18 protein-coding genes are annotated in these 16,274 nt (G+C 70.9%); 11 read left to right on the forward strand and 7 right to left on the reverse strand.

Annotated elements, in window-relative coordinates; all coding sequences use genetic code 11:
• Positions 1–181: 181 nt before the first annotated feature.
• Positions 182–715: an NUDIX hydrolase gene (locus ACFXPX_RS35065; protein WP_380528932.1), complete on the forward strand. Its 534-nt coding sequence runs from the start codon at positions 182–184 to the stop codon at positions 713–715.
• Here the strand turns inward: ACFXPX_RS35065 and ACFXPX_RS35070 are convergent, their stop codons facing one another.
• Positions 716–1,819: a hypothetical protein gene (locus ACFXPX_RS35070; RefSeq protein WP_380592501.1), complete on the reverse strand. Its 1,104-nt coding sequence runs from the start codon at positions 1,817–1,819 to the stop codon at positions 716–718.
• A 380-nt stretch (positions 1,820–2,199) separates the two neighbouring features.
• Between ACFXPX_RS35070 and ACFXPX_RS35075 the strand changes: the two genes are divergently transcribed.
• The 5 genes from ACFXPX_RS35075 to ACFXPX_RS35095 all read left to right on the forward strand — a co-directional run bounded on the left by ACFXPX_RS35075 (position 2,200) and on the right by ACFXPX_RS35095 (position 5,195).
• On the forward strand, positions 2,200–2,727 hold the full coding sequence (locus ACFXPX_RS35075; RefSeq protein WP_380528935.1) for an ATP-binding protein: 528 nt from the start codon (positions 2,200–2,202) through the stop codon (positions 2,725–2,727).
• Positions 2,721–2,924 (forward strand): hypothetical protein, encoded by a 204-nt coding sequence (locus ACFXPX_RS35080; protein WP_380528936.1) that lies wholly within the window; start codon positions 2,721–2,723, stop codon positions 2,922–2,924. The genes ACFXPX_RS35075 and ACFXPX_RS35080 overlap by 7 nt, the downstream gene beginning before the upstream one ends.
• Before the next feature lie 22 nt (positions 2,925–2,946).
• Positions 2,947–4,065: a radical SAM protein gene (locus ACFXPX_RS35085; RefSeq protein ID WP_380592499.1), complete on the forward strand. Its 1,119-nt coding sequence runs from the start codon at positions 2,947–2,949 to the stop codon at positions 4,063–4,065.
• A 2-nt stretch (positions 4,066–4,067) separates the two neighbouring features.
• A complete protein-coding gene (locus ACFXPX_RS35090) occupies positions 4,068–4,265 on the forward strand; it encodes a hypothetical protein (protein ID WP_380409893.1) in 198 nt (65 codons plus the stop codon).
• A gap of 84 nt (positions 4,266–4,349) precedes the next feature.
• Positions 4,350–5,195: a GNAT family N-acetyltransferase gene (locus tag ACFXPX_RS35095; RefSeq protein ID WP_380644492.1), complete on the forward strand. Its 846-nt coding sequence runs from the start codon at positions 4,350–4,352 to the stop codon at positions 5,193–5,195.
• Here ACFXPX_RS35095 and ACFXPX_RS35100 read toward each other — a convergent pair.
• Positions 5,096–5,947, reverse strand: coding sequence for a hypothetical protein (locus ACFXPX_RS35100; RefSeq protein ID WP_380644493.1), 852 nt, complete (start codon positions 5,945–5,947; stop codon positions 5,096–5,098). The two genes, ACFXPX_RS35095 and ACFXPX_RS35100, sit on opposite strands and share 100 nt — an antisense overlap.
• 191 nt (positions 5,948–6,138) lie before the next feature.
• A complete protein-coding gene (locus tag ACFXPX_RS35105) occupies positions 6,139–6,867 on the reverse strand; it encodes a gamma-glutamyl-gamma-aminobutyrate hydrolase family protein (RefSeq protein WP_375890872.1) in 729 nt (242 codons plus the stop codon).
• Positions 6,868–7,025: 158 nt separating this feature from the next.
• On the opposite strand from ACFXPX_RS35105, the gene ACFXPX_RS35110 reads away from it, so the two are divergent.
• The 3 genes from ACFXPX_RS35110 (at position 7,026) to ACFXPX_RS35120 (ending at position 10,621) form a co-directional block, all read left to right on the forward strand.
• Complete coding sequence (locus ACFXPX_RS35110; protein ID WP_375890874.1) at positions 7,026–8,426, forward strand: glutamine synthetase family protein; 1,401 nt, start codon at positions 7,026–7,028, stop codon at positions 8,424–8,426.
• Between the two features lie 61 nt (positions 8,427–8,487).
• Entirely contained in the window at positions 8,488–9,276 is a 789-nt protein-coding gene (locus ACFXPX_RS35115) for a 3-oxoacyl-ACP reductase (protein WP_380644494.1), read from the forward strand.
• 109 nt (positions 9,277–9,385) lie between these two features.
• Positions 9,386–10,621 (forward strand): DUF2510 domain-containing protein, encoded by a 1,236-nt coding sequence (locus ACFXPX_RS35120; RefSeq protein WP_380644495.1) that lies wholly within the window; start codon positions 9,386–9,388, stop codon positions 10,619–10,621.
• Positions 10,622–10,769: 148 nt separating this feature from the next.
• On the opposite strand, the gene ACFXPX_RS35125 is transcribed toward ACFXPX_RS35120, so the two are convergent.
• The 3 genes from ACFXPX_RS35125 to ACFXPX_RS35135 form a co-directional block, all read right to left on the reverse strand.
• A complete protein-coding gene (locus tag ACFXPX_RS35125; protein WP_375890880.1) occupies positions 10,770–11,693 on the reverse strand; it encodes a lytic polysaccharide monooxygenase in 924 nt (307 codons plus the stop codon).
• Positions 11,694–11,935: 242 nt separating this feature from the next.
• Positions 11,936–12,337, reverse strand: a complete 402-nt coding sequence (locus ACFXPX_RS35130) for a hypothetical protein (protein ID WP_380644496.1) — start codon at positions 12,335–12,337, stop codon at positions 11,936–11,938.
• Between the two features lie 58 nt (positions 12,338–12,395).
• Positions 12,396–13,607 carry an alanine racemase gene (locus tag ACFXPX_RS35135; RefSeq protein WP_380644497.1) on the reverse strand — a complete coding sequence of 404 codons (1,212 nt, stop codon included), beginning with the start codon at positions 13,605–13,607 and terminating at the stop codon, positions 12,396–12,398.
• Positions 13,608–13,698: 91 nt separating this feature from the next.
• On the opposite strand from ACFXPX_RS35135, the gene ACFXPX_RS35140 reads away from it, so the two are divergent.
• A complete protein-coding gene (locus ACFXPX_RS35140; protein ID WP_375890885.1) occupies positions 13,699–14,472 on the forward strand; it encodes an SseB family protein in 774 nt (257 codons plus the stop codon).
• Positions 14,473–14,533: 61 nt separating this feature from the next.
• Here ACFXPX_RS35140 and ACFXPX_RS35145 read toward each other — a convergent pair whose 3' ends face one another.
• Positions 14,534–14,911, reverse strand: a complete 378-nt coding sequence (locus ACFXPX_RS35145; protein WP_360230223.1) for a DUF1844 domain-containing protein — start codon at positions 14,909–14,911, stop codon at positions 14,534–14,536.
• Between the two features lie 499 nt (positions 14,912–15,410).
• Here ACFXPX_RS35145 and infC point away from each other — a divergent pair, with 499 nt between their 5' ends.
• Positions 15,411–16,160: a translation initiation factor IF-3 gene (infC, locus tag ACFXPX_RS35150; protein WP_380528973.1), complete on the forward strand. Its 750-nt coding sequence runs from the start codon at positions 15,411–15,413 to the stop codon at positions 16,158–16,160.
• The last annotated feature ends 114 nt before the right edge of the window (positions 16,161–16,274 follow it).

Raw genomic sequence — 16,274 nt, forward strand, 5'->3', positions numbered from 1 at the left:
CGGCGCCGCCCGGCCTGCCCGGGGCCCCGCCGCAGTAACCGCCGTGCACCTCAGGCCGGGACCATCGGGGCCGTCAGTTGCCATCACCAATTCTCGTCACTCTGACGCGAATTCGCCGAGAGTGGCTGCCTTGGTTGCCGATGTCTGAGATGCTGAGGGTCCATCGAGGGAGGCTTCAGCCATGCAGTGGAAGATCCATGGGGAACGTCCGATCTACGAGAACCCATGGGTCAACCTGTGGCTGGCCGACATCGAGCAGCCCGACGGCCACCGCTGGGAACACCACGTGGTCAAGCTGCGGCACCTCGCGGTGGCGGCCGTAGTGAACGACCAGAAGCAGGTCCTCATGATGTGGCGGCACCGCTTCATCACCAACACCTGGGCCTGGGAACTCCCGATGGGTCTCATCGAGCCGGACGAGACCCCGGCAGAGGCGGCGGCCCGCGAGACGCTTGAGGAGACAGGCTGGAAGGTGGGTGAGGTCAAGTCGCTGATCTACGCCCAACCGGCCAATGGAATCACCGACTCGGAGCATTTTGTCTTCCGGGCTGATGCTGTCGAGTACATGGGCCCGCCGACAGAGCGCAACGAGTCCGACCGGATCGAGTGGGTCCCCCTGTCCGAGCTGCGCGGCATGATCGACCGACGCGAGATCGTCAGCAGCGGCACGCTCGTGGGCGTGCTGTACGTGCTGTTGGACGAGGCCGGCCTTTGATCACCCGGTCATGCCGGTGATCCGGTCGGACAGTTCCGCGACCGGGGCGCTGCTCCGGTAGGGCCTGAGGAGTTGGCGGAACTCCTGGAGGTGGACCCTTACCCTGGGGGACTCGACAGCCTCCGCGAGTGCGAGGGCCTCCCCGGCGGTCGCGCATGCCAATTCGACCTCTCGCTGCTGGAGTTGGGTGCGTGCGAGCCAGAAGGTGTGGAAGGCGCGCCCTCTGAGGTTCGCCATCGGCTCGGCTTGCAATCCTTCGGCGATGAGAGGCTCAGCAGCTCCGGCTTCACCCAGCTGGCCAAGGACGATGCCAGTGTCCACGGTTAGCTTGGTGTGGTCGAAGTACTGAACCCAGACAGGGTCGTCATCGCCATCGGCGATGCGCTCGAAGTGGTGATGCGCCTCGGTGATCGCACGATGGGCTGTCTCCCGATCGTACGTACTTGCGTGGCCGAAGGCTTCGCGCATCGACAGCATGGCCAGCAGCCTTGGTGTACCCGTGGCGAGGCGCGCGTTGTCCTGTGCGGCCCGGGCGAGCGTGATCGCATCCTGCGGCTTGTCCTGGTATGTCGCCTGGAGGCTGAGGCAGGCGAGCACATTGGCGACGAACGTACGGTCGTCGATGTCTCGCGCGAATCGAAGCGATTCGGTGAAGTAGCCCTGCGCTGCGCTGTACTGTCGCGCGTCGAAGTACGTCCAGCCGGCAAGGCGGGCGAGCTCGGCGGCGATGCCGTGGAGACTGTGCCGGTAGTTCGGGTCGGCGGTGTCCCGCATGACGCACGTCACGTACCTGAGTTGGCCGATCACTGCGGGCCGGAGTGCCTCACCGCCGTGTTGGTCGTCTCGCCTCCAGTAGTCCTCGATGGATACCTGGAGGGAGCGAAGGATGTTCGGTGTGGCTCTGGATCCGGCTGCGATGGCCAGGATGTCATTCAGGTCACCCCCGCTCGGCGCATCCCTGGCCGACTGCGAAGCGGGCACGGGGCCGACCGTCACAGGTGACCCGTGGCAAGAGGCGGACGACCGTTCCCAGTTGCGGTCTGCCAGGCCGAGCATGTGACCGGGGATTCGTAAGCCATCCGCGATGCGCTCGATGACGGCCATGTTCGTGATCTTCGGCCGCCCCTTCATCACCTCCCCCACTCTGCTGGGTGTCAGCTCACATGCTCGCGCGATGCGTGAAGGGTGAAACCCTGCTCTGCGCTTCGCAAGTTGGAAGATCCGTGCGAAGTCTCGGTCCGCGCAGGCCGCCCTCATCTCGGGGTCCGCAAGCAGGCGACGCGGAAGCCCGGACGACCCCAATGACTCACTCACGACCGGCCCCCAGCAGCAGAAGGATCATCGCTCGGTGTCACTTGAGATAACTGACCGCAAGTTTACCCATCGTGGGTACACGCGCTGGCCTTATCTCAAGGCAGCCGTCTCGGGATTCTGGTGGTCGTCCGGAGAGACGCCCGGAGCACCCGACTGAGACGGTCCCACCAATGAACTACATCGACACCGCCACGATCCCGAAGCCGCGCACCTGGGATGTCGAGCCGAACCCGGCGGCCATCCGGCCTGCGCGCCAACTGATCCGGTTCATCGCCGTTTCTTGGCGTGTTCCGTTGACGGACAACGCCTTGCGGGACGTGGAGTTGTGCGCTGATGAGTTGCTGGCCAATGCCATCGAGTACGTGCAGGAGCGCTGCCGCGTCACAGTCCAGTGGACTGGCAGCCGCCTGCGGGTCGAGGTCGCGGACAGCAGCCCGAACCCGCCGGTGAGTAAGACGGCGGACGACATGGCCACCGGCGGCCGCGGCCTTCTGCTGGTCAAGGCCCTGGCTCACTCCTGGGGCTGGCACCCGGTGGATGTGGGCAAGGTGGTGTGGTTCGAGGTGTGCCCCGACGAAGGGGTGACAGGAGATGCGCGACTCGCCGCGCTCGTCTTCGCGGCTCAAGTCCACGCAGCAAAACCACCGGCGGGGGTGCGGGTTCGTAAGTGCGAGCCGACGGCACAGGCCGCATGGTGACCGTCCGTTCCTGGTCCTCCCGGTACGAGATCCGCTTGATCGGCTCCGGGAGCCCCCACTTCGTCCTGCTCGAGTGCTGGGGGATCTACGACCGCGAGCAGCACGAGTACGTGCGCGTTCCGGGTTCCTCGGACCGGATCAGGCGGTTCTACGCCAAATCGGCCGCCGAGGCCCACCTGCGCCACTCCGGCGCCTGACGGATTACTCAGAGGAGGGAAAGTGCACGACCTCATCGCCAGCCCATTCCTGGACGAGTACGTGTTGGTGCGACCCGGTAGCCGTGGGGGCCTCCGGCTGCCGCAGGCCGACTACGAAGAACTGCGCGTCCACGACCCCGCCCAGATGGCCCCCTCCTGGCTCGTGGACGCTGCAGGCGCACAGTGGGCCGACCTTGATGTCGCGGGACGGCCGTTGGCCGAGTTCCTGCTGGTCCGGCAGCCCTCCTCGTGGGGGTACTCCCGGGCGTCGTGGGAGATCAACCTCGGCTGCAATTACGCCTGCAAGCACTGCTATCTGGGGCTCAAGGTCAACTCGGGCATGGCCCTGGCGGACAAGCTCACCTGCCTGCGCATCATGGCCGAAGCCGGTGTGCTGTGGCTCCAGATCACCGGCGGAGAGCCCACGGTGGACAAGGACTTCATGGCTTCCTACCGGACCGCGTTCGAGCTGGGCATGATGATCACGGTGTCGACGAACGCCTCGCTGTTGTGGCGCGAGAACCTGCTCGGCCTCTTCCGGGAGTGCCCGCCCTACCGGGTTACGGTGTCGATGTACGGCGCCGCGAAGGCCAGTTACGACGAACTGACGCAGCGCCCGGGTGCCTGGGACCTGTTCGTCCAGGGGATGAACGCCGCCCGCCACGCCAAGCTGCCGCTGCGGATGAGCATCGTCGTCACCGAGGGCAACGCGGACGAGGAACAGGCGATGATCGATCTGTGCCGGTCGTGGGGGCTGGAGTACAACGTCTTCACCAACATGACGCCGACGATCTACGGCGGCGCCGAGTCGCTGACCGCGCAGTCCAAAGAGCACTTGCGGATGCGACGACCGTTCGCCGGGTGCAACGCGGGCCACACGTTCTTCCACGCCGACCCGCACGGTCTGGTGTCCATCTGCAAGATCGGCCGTGACGACCAGATCAGCCTCCCCGGCGAAGGGATCGACGGCCTCGCCCGGCTCGGCGCCATCGCCGACCGTCTCATGCTTCGCACCGGTGGCTGCTCCGGCTGCCAGCTCTCGGGGTCGTGCACTGTGTGCCGGCCGCTGGCCAAGCACTACCAGGAGGCGAAGGCACCACTCGCAAGTTACTGCCAGCACGGGATCAAGAAAGCAGGATGACCATGACCGCTGTAGCTGTCGAACTCTCCCCGAGGCGCCCGCTGCCGGGTGACGGCCCGTCCCAGCGTCTGCCGTACCTGACGCGGCCCCTCCAGGCCCCCGCCCAGCCGGTCACCGAGATCACCACCGTGGCTGACCTGGACGACATCATGGAGTCGATCAAGTGCTCGTGCTCCGCGGGCGACGACAACCCGCACTGATCGCGTTCGGTCGGTAACGCTCAGGCCCTGGCGCGGTTCGCGTCAGGGCCTGAGGCCTGTGCGGGAGCCGAGTAGCGTGGGTTCATGGGATTCCGCTGGGACTGGATGCGTCCCCGAATGTCCGTGCCGTGCCTGCCGACGCTCGGCCCCCTGCACCCCGAGGGCCTGAGCTCGGAGCTGATGGATGACGTGTTCGCCGTCGCCGGCACCGGGGAGTTCCTTCCGCACGACAAGGACCGGCGATGGTCCGATCGCAAGGGCGAGTGGGTCGTGGTGAACGACATCGTCCAGGACCGGGAACGAACCCTGATCCCGACCCTCACCGACCGTGGAGTCCTACGCGTTCACCTCTACGGGTCCCGAGGGCACCTGTTCGAAGCCCAGGAGGCAGCCGCCAAGCTTGCCGCCGTCCACGGAGCCGGGAAGGCCCGCGTCGTGTGGTTCCAAGAGGGGCCGGACGCCTCTGCCGCGTGTACCCGGGTCCAGCTCAGGAGCTTCGACCGTCCCGCTCCCGCCGTGGACGGGATCGGGGTCCTGTCCGAGGCGGCCGCAGGGGTGGCGGGCACCTTCGACGACTTCTCGGCGAATCTCGCCGACGAGGGGTTCGCCTTCCTGAACTCCAGGCTCGACACCGTCGGCCCGGTCCTGGTCGCGGTGCGCGATGGTCGGGTGGTCGGGGCGATCGGCCCGATGGAGACGATGTCCGACCCGATCGGTCAAGTCAGGCTCCTGCCGCAGTACTTCGGGGTCCTGCCCGAGTGCCGGGGCCTCGGCCTCGGGCGCCTGCTGTGGCGCGCCGCGATGCACTGGGGGCAGGAGCACGGCGCGGACTACCAGCTGCTGCAGACCACCGTCGGTGGCCCGTCCGACCGGCTGTGCCGGAGTGAGGGGCTGGTCGATCTCGGCTTCGTCTGCGCCCTGGACGTCTGAGATGCCACGAGGGCGGTGCGGGCGCGGGTGGCGCCTCTGATGGTTACAGAGGCGGTGCAGCCGTTGGTGGTGGGGCGTTTCGCCCGGTCGGCGCAGGCGTGGCAGACGCCGGGCCGGGGGACGGGGTCGCGGCACTCGTTGCACTCGGCATAGCGGGGAGTGGGAGGGCTTTCCGGGGTTCGGGGTGGCGGGAGTTTGTGGCGGAGGCGGTAACCGAGTACGGCTGGTGCCGAGTGGATGGGGGTGGGCAGGCCCGGGAGGAGGGCTTGGGCCAGGTCGGCCGGGGTGCTGCCGCGTTGGAGCCACTGGGCGACCAGGGGCGCCAGCTGCTCGGCCTCGGATTGACCCAGCCGCAGGCGGGGTTCGGGGCGGATCACCCGGAACAGGGCGGCCACCGCCTCGCGGAGAGGCGGGGGGAGGGTGGTTGCTTGCTCCGGTTCCTTTACTACGGGGCGGTCTGCGCGGCCGATGGCCGGTTCACCGGGTGCCGGACGGGTGGCAGCCGGTGTGCTCGGCCACGGGGTGTCGTAGACGTGGTTCTCTGTGCGGACGGTGCCGTCGGGCAGCCGGACCAGTTCGACGCGGTAGTAGCCGGCGTCGGTGAGTTCTTTGAGGGCCTTGCGGATCGCGCCGCGCCCCTGGGGGCTGGTGTCGGCCATGTGCCGTCCGTCCTCGTGCCAGCCGTCGGGGCGGGAGAGGAGGTCGGCGAGGAGGCCTCGGGCGGTGTAGCTCAACCTTCTGTACTGCAACATGGAGTTGGGCAACACGGTGAAGTGACGTGCGTGGTGGGTACGATGTACTCGCATCGGGAGCTCGACTCCTGGTGCCGGACCCCGGAGCGTTGGCGCGCTGCCGGGGTCAACTGTTTGTGGTTCGGGTGCGCAACGTAACACGGCCCTTGCCCGGTCAATTGTCTTTCAAGACAAGGGTGGTTATCGCACTTTCAGGCGAGGGTGGCCGCGTCCAGGGAAGCTGCTGTGGCGGCGCGGACGAGGGCCTGCATGAGGCGGAGGTCGGTGCCCTGTTCGGGGTGCCACTGGACGCCGATGGTGAAGCCGGGGCCCTCGACGGCCTCCACCGTGCCGTCCGGGGCGAGGGCGCTGACGCGCAGGCCGGTGCCGAGGCGGTCGACGGCCTGGTGGTGGAAGGTGGGCACCTCCAGCTCGGTCTCCGGGAGCAGGCCGCCGACCAGGGTGCCGGGCACCGGGCGGACCAGGTGGGCGCCGTAGCACCCCGGTGTGCCCGCGTGGACGTCCACGTCGAGGACGTCCGGGAGGTGCTGCACCAGCGTCCCGCCGCAGACCACGTTCAGCACCTGCATGCCCCGGCAGATCCCCAGCACCGGCATGCCCGCGGCCAGGGCGCCGCGCAGCAGGGCGACCTCCCAGACGTCGCGTTCCGGGGAGTCGACGTCCGTCAGCGGGTGGGCGGGTTCCCCGTAGTACGCCGGGTCGATGTCCGGTCCGCCGGCGATGACGAGGGCGTCGAGCCGGGCGAGGGCCTCGGGGGCGCGCTCGGGGGCGTCGGGCGGGAGCAGGACGGCGATCCCGCCGGAGTCCTGCACGTAGGCGGTGTACCGCTCCGGCACCAGGGCGACGCGACGGCCGCGCCAGTCGCTCCAACTCGCGTCCACCAGGTAGGTGCTGACACCGATGAAAGGCCTGCGATCCATGGCGCGCATTCTCCTCCCGTACCGTCCGGTACCTCGCCAATCACGCGCCTCGGCGCGCCACACCCGTCCGCCCTCTTCCGCCCCGTGAGCCGCAGGCCGTACGGTTCGCTGTGACCGCTTGATCTCGAAGAGTGATCGTGGAGGAGGAGGGTTTCGGCATGCCCGAGAACGCCATGCCCGAGAACGCCCCCGCGGGTTCGCGGCCCCGGCCGCCACTGACCCTGGACGAGCTGCGGGTCCTGGTGGACGCGGGCGAGGTGCACACCGTCGCGCTCGCCTTCACCGACATGCAGGGCCGGTTGCAGGGAAAACGGTTCGCCGCCCGCTTCTTCCTCGACGAGGTCGCGGAGAACGGCGCCGAGGCCTGCGACTACCTGCTCGCCGTGGACGTCGACCTGAACACCGTGGACGGCTACGCCTTCTCCTCCTGGGCCACCGGCTACGGCGACTTCGCGATGCGCCCCGACCTCGGCACCCTGCGGCTGACGCCCTGGCAGCCCGGCACCGCCCAGGTCACCGCCGACCTGGCCCGGCACGGCGGCCACCCCGTGGACGCCGCCCCGCGCCAGCTGCTGCGCCGCCAGCTCGCCCGGCTCGCCGAGTACGGGCTGAGCGCCGACATCGGCACCGAGCTGGAGTTCCTGGTCTTCCGCGACACCTACGAGCAGGCCTGGCTGGGCGGTTACCGCGGCCTCACCCCGGCGAACCTCTACAACGTGGACTACTCGATGCTGGGCACCGCCCGGGTCGAGCCGCTGCTCGCCCGGATCCGCAACGAGATGGCGGGCGCCGGGCTGACCGTCGAGTCCGCCAAGGGCGAGTGCAACCTCGGCCAGCACGAGATCGCGTTCCGCTACTCCGACGCCCTCACCACCTGCGACCAGCACAGCGTCTACAAGACCGGCGCCAAGGAGATCGCCGCCCAACAGGGCTGCGCGCTCACCTTCATGGCCAAGTACGACGAGCGCGAGGGCAACAGCTGCCACATCCACCTGTCGCTGCGCGACGCCGTCGGCGCCCCCGCCTTCGCCGACCGGGACGGCCGGATGACCGACACCATGCGGCACTTCCTGGCCGGGCAGCTGGCCGCGCTGCGCGAGTTCAGCCTGCTGTACGCGCCGAACATCAACTCCTACAAGCGCTACCGCCCGGGCTCCTTCGCCCCGACCGCCGTCGCCTGGGGCCGGGACAACCGCACCTGCGCCTACCGGGTGGTCGGCCACGGCCCGGCCCTGCGGATGGAGAACCGGGTGCCCGGCGGCGACGTCAACCCCTACCTCGCGGTGGCCGGGATGATCGCGGCCGGACTGGACGGCCTGCAGCGCAAGCTCGACCTGCCCGCGCCCTGCCTGGGCAACGCCTACGGGGTGGAGGAGTACGCCCGGGTGCCCGGATCGCTGCGCGAGGCCGCCGAGTTGTGGGCGGGCAGCGAACTGGCCCGGACGGCCTTCGGGGGCGACGTGGTCGAGCACTACCTGAACATGGCCCGGGTCGAGCAGGCCGCCTACGACGGGACCGTCACCGACTGGGAGCGCTACCGCTCCTTCGAACGGATGTGAGGCGGGACATGACCGAACCGACCGAGAACGTCCCCATCCACACCGAGGAGTGACGGTCCCCATGACCGAGCAGGACGACATCGTCTGCCGCCGCCTGGTCGGCCGCACCGCCGTGGTCACCGGCGCGGGCAGCGGGATCGGCCTGGCCGCGGCCCGCCGGCTCGCCGCGGAGGGCGCCAGGGTGGTCTGCGCGGACCTGGACGAGGAGAGCGGACGGGCGGCCGCCAAGGCGGTCGGCGGGCTGTTCGTGCACACCGACGTCACCGACCCGTCCATGGTCGAGGCGCTGTTCGACGAGGCGTACGAGACCTACGGCAGCGTGGACGTCGCGTTCAACAACGCGGGCATCTCCCCACCGGAGGACGACTCGATCCTGACCACCGGGCTGGACGCCTGGCGCAAGGTCCAGGAGGTCAACCTGACCTCGGTCTACCTGTGTTGCAAGGCCGCACTGCCGTACATGCGCCGGCACGGGCGCGGCTCGATCATCAACACCGCCAGCTTCGTGGCCCGGATGGGTGCGGCCACCTCGCAGATCTCGTACACCGCGTCCAAGGGCGGGGTGCTGGCGATGTCCCGCGAGCTGGGCGTGCAGTTCGCCCGGGAGGGCATCCGGGTCAACGCGCTGTCGCCCGGGCCGGTGGACACCCCGCTGCTGCGCGAACTGTTCGCCGCGGACCCGGAGCGGGCGGCCCGCCGACTGGTGCACATCCCGCTCGGCCGGTTCGCCCGGGCCGAGGAGATCGCGGCCGCGGTGGCCTTCCTCGCCAGCGACGACTCCTCGTTCATCACCGCGAGCGAGTTCCTGGTGGACGGCGGCATCTCCGGGGCGTACGTCACCCCGCTGTAGGCCCGCGCCCCTGCCCCGTCGGGGGTTCTCACCGTAATCTCATCGAAAACCTCCGGAATTCCCGGCTGCGCTGATTTCGCGTTTATCCGGCTACCTTTAGATTCTTTCTGTGAGCGAGCAGATCCCCGCCGGGTGGTACCCGGACCCGAAGAACGCCGGCGACCCGAGACCGCAGCGCTGGTGGGACGGCAAGGGCTGGACGGCCGACACCCGGCCCGCACCCTCGGACGCCCCGCAGCCGGAGTCCCCGGCCGCGGCGGCCCCGGGGCCGGAGACGGCCGAACAGCCCAGGGTGCTGGAGGGCGAGGTCCTGGACAGCGGCCCGACGGTCCGCTACCCGGAACCGCCGCCCTTCGGCACCGCCTACGGGATGCCCGGCGCGCCCGGCGAGCTGCCGCGCAAGCCGCGCCGCAAGCCGTCCAAGCTGGTGGTGGCCACCGTCGTGGCCGCCGTGCTCGGCCTGGGCGCCGGCTCGGGGATCACCTACCTGGCGATGGACGGCCACGACAACGGCCGGCCGCAGCGCAGCGCCGCCCGCAACCAGCCGGCCCCGAACGGCGACGGACCGTTCGGCTTCCCCGGCTTCGGCGGCGGCGGCAACGGCGCCAACGGGGGCAACGGCGGCGGTGGCAACGGCGGGAGCGGCGGGAACGGCAACCCCGGCGGTGGCGGCGGCAACGGCAACGGCAGCGGGAAGTCCAGGCCGGGCGCCAACAAGGCGATCGACCTGGTGAACGGGCTCACCCTGCCCACCCCCTCCGGCTGGCAGGCGGGCACCACCAACGACGGCTACGCCGCGCTGAGCATCGGCGCCTACAAGTGCCCGGACGGCACCGACAGCTGCACCCTCGGCGGGGTGAACACCGGCCGGATCAGCGGCGGCGGCACCGACGCCCAGGCGGCGGCGAAGGCCGACATCGACAAGGCCGTCAAGGACTCCTACGGCGATGTCACCAGCCACCAGGAGCTCAAGTCCGAGGCCGTGAAGGTCAACGGCCAGGACGGCTACCTGGTCCGCTGGAAGGTGGACGCCGCCAAGGGCAACAGCGGCTACGTCCAGACCGTGGTCTTCCCGACCGCGGACGGCAAGGCGCTGGTCTCGGTGCACTTCGGCTTCGACATCGCCGACAAGGCACCGGACGTCGGCGTGATGGACACCATCGTGAAGGGCATCACCGACTTCAAGGGCAAGATCCCGGGCCTGCCCGGCCTGCCGGGCTCCGGCCCCGGCTCCGGCGCGGGCGGTGGTTCCGGTGCGGGCGGTGGCTCCGGCAGCGGTAGCGGCTCCGGTTCCGGCAGCAGCCCGGACGGCGGCCCGGACGTCTCCGGTACGGCCACCACCTGAGCCCCCCCGCTCCTCACACCGCGACGGCCCGCCCGGGAGGAACCCTTTCGGGCGGGCCGTCGCCGTTCACCTCACGGCGCCGGCGCCGGTGGAGCCGCGGAACCGGGCCGGACGGGGGTGGGCCGGCCCGGCCCCGCGTCGTCCGGCGTCAGGAGTCGCGTCGAACAGCCTCGACGCGACGGCGCCGGAGCACCATGCCCGCCCAGCCGACCCCGAGCGCGGCGGCACCGGCGAGCAGCAGCGGCCCGGTGGCGGAGGTGCCGCCCACGGCCGCCGAGGTGGTCGGGAGGGGCTGGCCGGCCGGGGCGTTCGGGTCCCCGCCGTGCCCGTGGTGGGCGACCGTGGACTTGGGGGCGTCGGCGGCGATCTGGGCGTCGCTCGGCGCGGCCGGGGCGGCGAACGAGGAGACGGCCGGGGCCCCGGCGGCGCTGGCGGACTTGCCGAAGTCGACGTCCGAGCAGCTGTAGAACGCCTCCGGGCTGTCGCTGCGCTGCCAGATCATGTAGAGCAGCTGGCGGCCGGTGCGCTGCGGCAGGGTGCCCGGGTAGGTGTAGTACCCGTTGGTGGCGGTGCGGTCGACCTGCACCTGGGCCACCGGCGTCGGGTCGAGGTCCGACCACTTGAGCGGCTTGGTCGGGTCGTAGCCCGGCTTGGTGATGTACACGGTCTGGGTGCCGACGTGCGGCGCGGTGGTGCGGAACTGGAAGGTGAAGCTGCCGGCGCTGACCGGGGTGGCCGGCCAGTCGGTGCGGGGCCAGTCCAGGGCCGCGTACTTGTCGCGGTTGGCGGAGCAGAGCTTGCCGTCCGGGATCAGCGCCTGGTGGTTGCCGTTGGCGTTGGCGATGTTGACCTCGTTCCAGTCGTACAGCGGCTGGGTGCCGCTCGCGGCGACGAGGTCCTTGCAGACCTGGGACACCGGGTGCTCGGGGCCCTCGGCGTAGCAGGCGGCGATCCGGCTGACCGGGCCGGTCATGGTGCCGTGGGCGCTGGCGGTGCCGGCGGTGGTCGCGGCCACCGCGAGGACCGCGGCGCCGACCACGCCGACGGACAGGGCACTTCGCTTGATGGACATGGGGTGGGGACTCCTTGGCCGTCGTTCCGGGCGGGTGTGGGGGAGCGGACACGCCTGCCCGTTCGGGGGCCGCCGGCCCGGATCGCGGACCCCCGGCCAGAGCGTAGGATTGGTCTGGACCATAAGGCAATAGCTCGGCGTGATGCGGTTATTGACGGACTGTAGGCGCCCGAGCAGCGCAAAGGCCCGATGGGACACCGGGGTTAGGTGTTCCATCGGGCCCGCTTAAGGTTGGGGAAAGGTCAGCGCTGCACCGTGTTGATGGTGCCGGCCTGGATCACGTCTCCGTTGTTGCCGCCGCTGATCGTGTTGTAGACGTACGTCGAGCCGGGCTCCTGCTGGGGGGTGAACTCCGCCAGGATCTCCCGGAGTTCGCCCGCCGCCTCCGGGTGCTCGCGGAACAGCCGGCGCAGCCGAGTGCGCAGCACGGCCGTCTGGTCCGCCAGCGCCTCCTCGTCGTCGCCGGCCTCCAGTACCTCGGCCCGGATCACCTCCAGCTCGGTGCTGGTCGCCTCGTCCTCCGTGCCGCGCCCGAACATCCGGGAGACCCGCGAACTGACCTGCTGCCAGGCCGCGGTGGCCATCAGCCCGGCCAGCGAAGAGGCACCCGACGTCACCATCTGCTGGACGATCTCGGCTTCCATGCTGCTCCCTCGTCGTTCGTCGTGTCGCCACCACGGTAGGGCAGGGCCGGACGAACCGTCAGAGGAACGCCTTCCCCTCGCCCCGGTACGTGGGGACGGTCCGGACGATCCGGTCCCCCTCGATCAGGTGCAGTTCGGCGAAGCGCTCGCACAGCTCGCCCGCCTTGGCGTGCCGGAACCAGACCCGGTCGCCGATCAGCAGGTCGTCGGCGGCCGGGCCGATCAGCGGGGTCTGCACCTCGCCGGCGCCCTCCATCGGGTCGTACTGCAGGCCCGGCGGCAGGTACGGCACGGGGGCGCGGTCCGGTCCGGTCGGGCCGGAGGCCGGGTAGCCGCCGCCGAGCACCGTGACCACCCCGACGCCGGGGCGGCGCACCACGGGCTGGCCGAACAGGGCGGCCGGGCGGCCCCGGAAGGCGCGGTAGTTGTCGAACAGCTGCGGCTGGTAGAGCCCGGAGCCGGCGGCGACCTCGGTGACGGCCCGCTCGGCGACGGTGGACTCCACGCTGCCGGTGCCGCCGCCGTTGACGAACTCCAGCTCGGTGACCTGCCTCAGCCGCCGCACCACGGCCGCGCGCCGCTCGGCCAGTTCGGTCCGGGCCCGGCTCTGCATCAGCCGGACCACCTGGGAGCGCACCGGCCGCCCCGGCACCCGGTCCCCGACCCCGGCGACGTGTCCCTCGTACGCCATCAGGCCGACCACCCGGAACCCGGCCCGGCGCTGGACGAGTTCGGCGAAGGCGCCGAGCTCCTCCGGGGTGCGCAGCGGTGAGCGCCGGGCGCCCACCCGGACCCGGCCGCCGAACAGGTGCAGCGCGGTGTCCAGTTCCAGGCAGACCCGGACCTCGGCGTCGCCGCTGCGGGCCTTGTCGATCAGGTCCAGCTGGGCCGGGTCGTCCAGGACGACGGTGACCCGCTCGGCCAGCTCCTGCTCGCCGGTCAGTTCGGCGTAGCCCGCGCGGTCGGTGGAGGGGTACGCGAGCAGGACGTCGCGCACGCCGGTGCGGGCCAGCCAGAGCGACTCGTCCAGGGTGAAGCTCATCACCCCGGCGAAGCCGTCCACGGCCAACGCCCGGTCCAGCAGGGCCCGGCAGCGCAGGGACTTGCTGGCGACCCGGATCGGCTTGCCGCCCGCCCGGCGCACCAGGTCGGCGGCGTTGGCGTCGAAGGCGGCGAGGTCCACGACGGCCACCGGTCCGTCCAGATGGGCGGTGGCCCGGTCGTAGCGGTGCCGGTCCGTGACAGGGGTGCGCGCAACGAGGATGGGCATGGGCGCAGGGTGCCACAGCGCGCTACCGGTGGGTAGAGGTTGTGTGCACGGAAATGCGGGTGGCGGTGCCCGGTGGCATAGGGTCGGCGGGGTGGACCGCAAAGACTTCTCCAACCCGGCGTTCGTCGGCAAGAGCATCCCGAATCCCGGCTTCTCCGACGACGACGGCACGGCGGACGCGGCCCTGACGGCAGCGCTGGCCCGCTGGTCGCAGGACCGTACGGCGGAGCCCGAGGTGCTGGCGGCACTGACCCCGACCCGGTTGATGGTCCCGATCGTGGCCGTCCTGGGCGAGGTCGAGGTGGACGAGCACGGGCACAAGCACGACAAGTCCAGTGACATGGCCGTCCCGGTGCTGGAGGCCCCGGACGGGCGCCGCGCGCTGCCGGCCTTCACGTCACTGGCGGCGCTCGCCCGCTGGCGGGCCGATGCCCGCCCGGCGCCGACCGCGGCCCCGCAGGCGGCGATGGTCGCCTTCTCCGAGCGCGCCGACACCCTGGTGATCGATCCGGCCGGGCCGGTGCCGTTCCTGCTGTCGGGCGCCCGGTTGCGGGCACTGGCGGAGAACCGGCCGTACCTGCCGCCGGTCCGGGACCCGGACGTGCGGGAGGCGGTCCGGGCGCTGCTGGCGGCCGAGCCCGAGGTGGCCGGCGGGGTGCTGGCGCCGGCGGAGGACTCGGACGGGGTGCTCGCGGTGGTGTTCGACCCGGCGCTGGACCAGGCGGGGCTGCAGGAGGCCGCGCAGCGGGTCGGCCGGGCGGTGGCCGGGGATCCGGTGCTGCGGGTGCGGCTGGACCGGGGGCTGGACCTCGCGGTGCTGCCCGCGAGCGCCCAGCTGCCGGGGGAGCCGCTGTACCGGCGCTAGGCACGACGCACAAAGGCTGGCACCTACCAAATTTGGTAGGTGCCAGCCTTTGTGATCCCGATCAGGAGTACACCGGCCCGGTGAACTTCTCGCCCGGCCCGGTGCCCGGCGCGTCCGGCACCAGCGAGGCCTCGCGGAAGGCCAGCTGGAGCGAGCGCAGCCCGTCGCGCAGCGGGGCGGCGTGGAAGTTGCTGATCTCCGGGGCGCCGGCGGTGACCAGCCCGGCGAGGGCGGTGATCAGCTTGCGGGCCTCGTCGAGGTCCTTGTCCTTCTCGCCGCCCTCGGCCAGACCGCACTTGACCGCGGCCGCGCTCATCAGGTGCACCGCGACGGTGGTGATCACCTCGACCGCCGGGACCTCGGCGATGTCGCGGGTGAGGTCGTCGAAGCCGATCGCGTCGTCGTCCGTGCCGGGGGTCTGGGTGGGCTCGCTGCTCAAGGGGGGCTCGTTCCGTCGTGCGGTGTGGGTACAGGTGGAGCGTACAAGGGGGCCGGAACGCGCCGGGAGGGCAGTGCGCCGCGCCGGAGTCCGGCGGAGCGGGGGCGGAATAGCGTTCGACAGCGCGACGCTGTAAGCTTCGAGACTGACCGGCCGGGCTCCCTCATGGGCACCTGGCCAGCAAGTGGAGGCTCCACCCAGGAGGCCCGAGAGGGCAATCGCGAAAGTCTCCCACCCGATCGGCCTCGCGGTCGACGGGTCCCGGTCCGCGACGGGCGCCGAGGCGCCGAGTCGCCCGCAGCGTCCCTCACCGGATGCCGCCCCCGGATGTGTGGAGCCCCGCTTGCACCGAGCGGGGCTTTTTTCGTGTCGCGGTGCACGCGGTGCCGAGAGGTACCGGGCAGCGCAGCACGAATGAAGCCCCGCCCAGTGGTCGAGTCCACTACGTGCGACCGCCGTCCGACGGCCGCATCGCAGAAGGTGCAACCGAGGAGGCCCCATCAGCACCGAGCCCCGCATCAACGACCGGATCCGCGTTCCGGAGGTGCGACTCGTCGGTCCCAGCGGCGAGCAGGTCGGCATCGTGCCGCTTGCCAAGGCGCTGGAGCTCGCGCAGGAGTACGACCTCGACCTGGTCGAGGTCGCGGCGACCGCCCGGCCGCCGGTGTGCAAGCTCATGGACTACGGCAAGTTCAAGTACGAGTCGGCCATGAAGGCCCGTGAGGCGCGCAAGAACCAGGCGCACACGGTCATCAAGGAGATGAAGCTCCGGCCGAAGATCGACCCGCACGACTATGACACCAAGAAGGGTCACGTCGTCCGGTTCCTCAAGCAGGGCGACAAGGTCAAGATCACGATCATGTTCCGTGGTCGTGAGCAGTCCCGCCCCGAGCTGGGCTTCCGTCTGCTGCAGCGGCTCGCCGACGACGTCCAGGACCTGGGCTTCGTCGAGTCCTCGCCGAAGCAGGACGGCCGGAACATGATCATGGTTCTTGGCCCGCACAAGAAGAAGACCGAGGCGATGGCCGAGGCCCGCGCCCTCGCGGACGCCCGCAAGGCCGAGCGACTGGGCCGGACCCCCGGCTCCGACGCCGCCGCGGACGACGACGACCTGCTGGCCGACGACCTGCTGGCCGACGACGCCGAGGTCGAGGACGCCGAGACCGAGGCGCAGGACGCCCCGGCCGAGGAGCCGGCCGCCGAGGCCGAGGCCCCGGTCGAGCAGCCGGCCGCTTCCCAGGGCGCCTGAGCCGCAAGGCTCACTGTCCGGGTTCGGCCCCCAGGGTGACGGGGCGTCCCGCCCGGTCACCACAGATCCATCCAGTTCACGCCCGCGCGGCGCAGGTCGCGCGGGCGTGGACGG

The sequence above is a fragment of the Kitasatospora sp. NPDC059146 genome (assembly GCF_042786665.1).
GTDB lineage: Bacteria > Actinomycetota > Actinomycetes > Streptomycetales > Streptomycetaceae > Kitasatospora.

Coding starts and splice junctions, on each gene's coding strand:
- ACFXPX_RS35065 (WP_380528932.1), top strand. CDS start 182: ATGCAGTGGAAGATCCATGGGGAACGTCCGATCTACGAGAACCCATGG.
- ACFXPX_RS35070 (WP_380592501.1), bottom strand. CDS start 1,819: ATGGCCGTCATCGAGCGCATCGCGGATGGCTTACGAATCCCCGGTCAC.
- ACFXPX_RS35075 (WP_380528935.1), top strand. CDS start 2,200: ATGAACTACATCGACACCGCCACGATCCCGAAGCCGCGCACCTGGGAT.
- ACFXPX_RS35080 (WP_380528936.1), top strand. CDS start 2,721: ATGGTGACCGTCCGTTCCTGGTCCTCCCGGTACGAGATCCGCTTGATC.
- ACFXPX_RS35090 (WP_380409893.1), top strand. CDS start 4,068: ATGACCGCTGTAGCTGTCGAACTCTCCCCGAGGCGCCCGCTGCCGGGT.
- ACFXPX_RS35095 (WP_380644492.1), top strand. CDS start 4,350: ATGGGATTCCGCTGGGACTGGATGCGTCCCCGAATGTCCGTGCCGTGC.
- ACFXPX_RS35100 (WP_380644493.1), bottom strand. CDS start 5,947: ATGTTGCAGTACAGAAGGTTGAGCTACACCGCCCGAGGCCTCCTCGCC.
- ACFXPX_RS35105 (WP_375890872.1), bottom strand. CDS start 6,867: ATGGATCGCAGGCCTTTCATCGGTGTCAGCACCTACCTGGTGGACGCG.
- ACFXPX_RS35110 (WP_375890874.1), top strand. CDS start 7,026: ATGCCCGAGAACGCCATGCCCGAGAACGCCCCCGCGGGTTCGCGGCCC.
- ACFXPX_RS35115 (WP_380644494.1), top strand. CDS start 8,488: ATGACCGAGCAGGACGACATCGTCTGCCGCCGCCTGGTCGGCCGCACC.
- ACFXPX_RS35125 (WP_375890880.1), bottom strand. CDS start 11,693: ATGTCCATCAAGCGAAGTGCCCTGTCCGTCGGCGTGGTCGGCGCCGCG.
- ACFXPX_RS35130 (WP_380644496.1), bottom strand. CDS start 12,337: ATGGAAGCCGAGATCGTCCAGCAGATGGTGACGTCGGGTGCCTCTTCG.
- ACFXPX_RS35135 (WP_380644497.1), bottom strand. CDS start 13,607: ATGCCCATCCTCGTTGCGCGCACCCCTGTCACGGACCGGCACCGCTAC.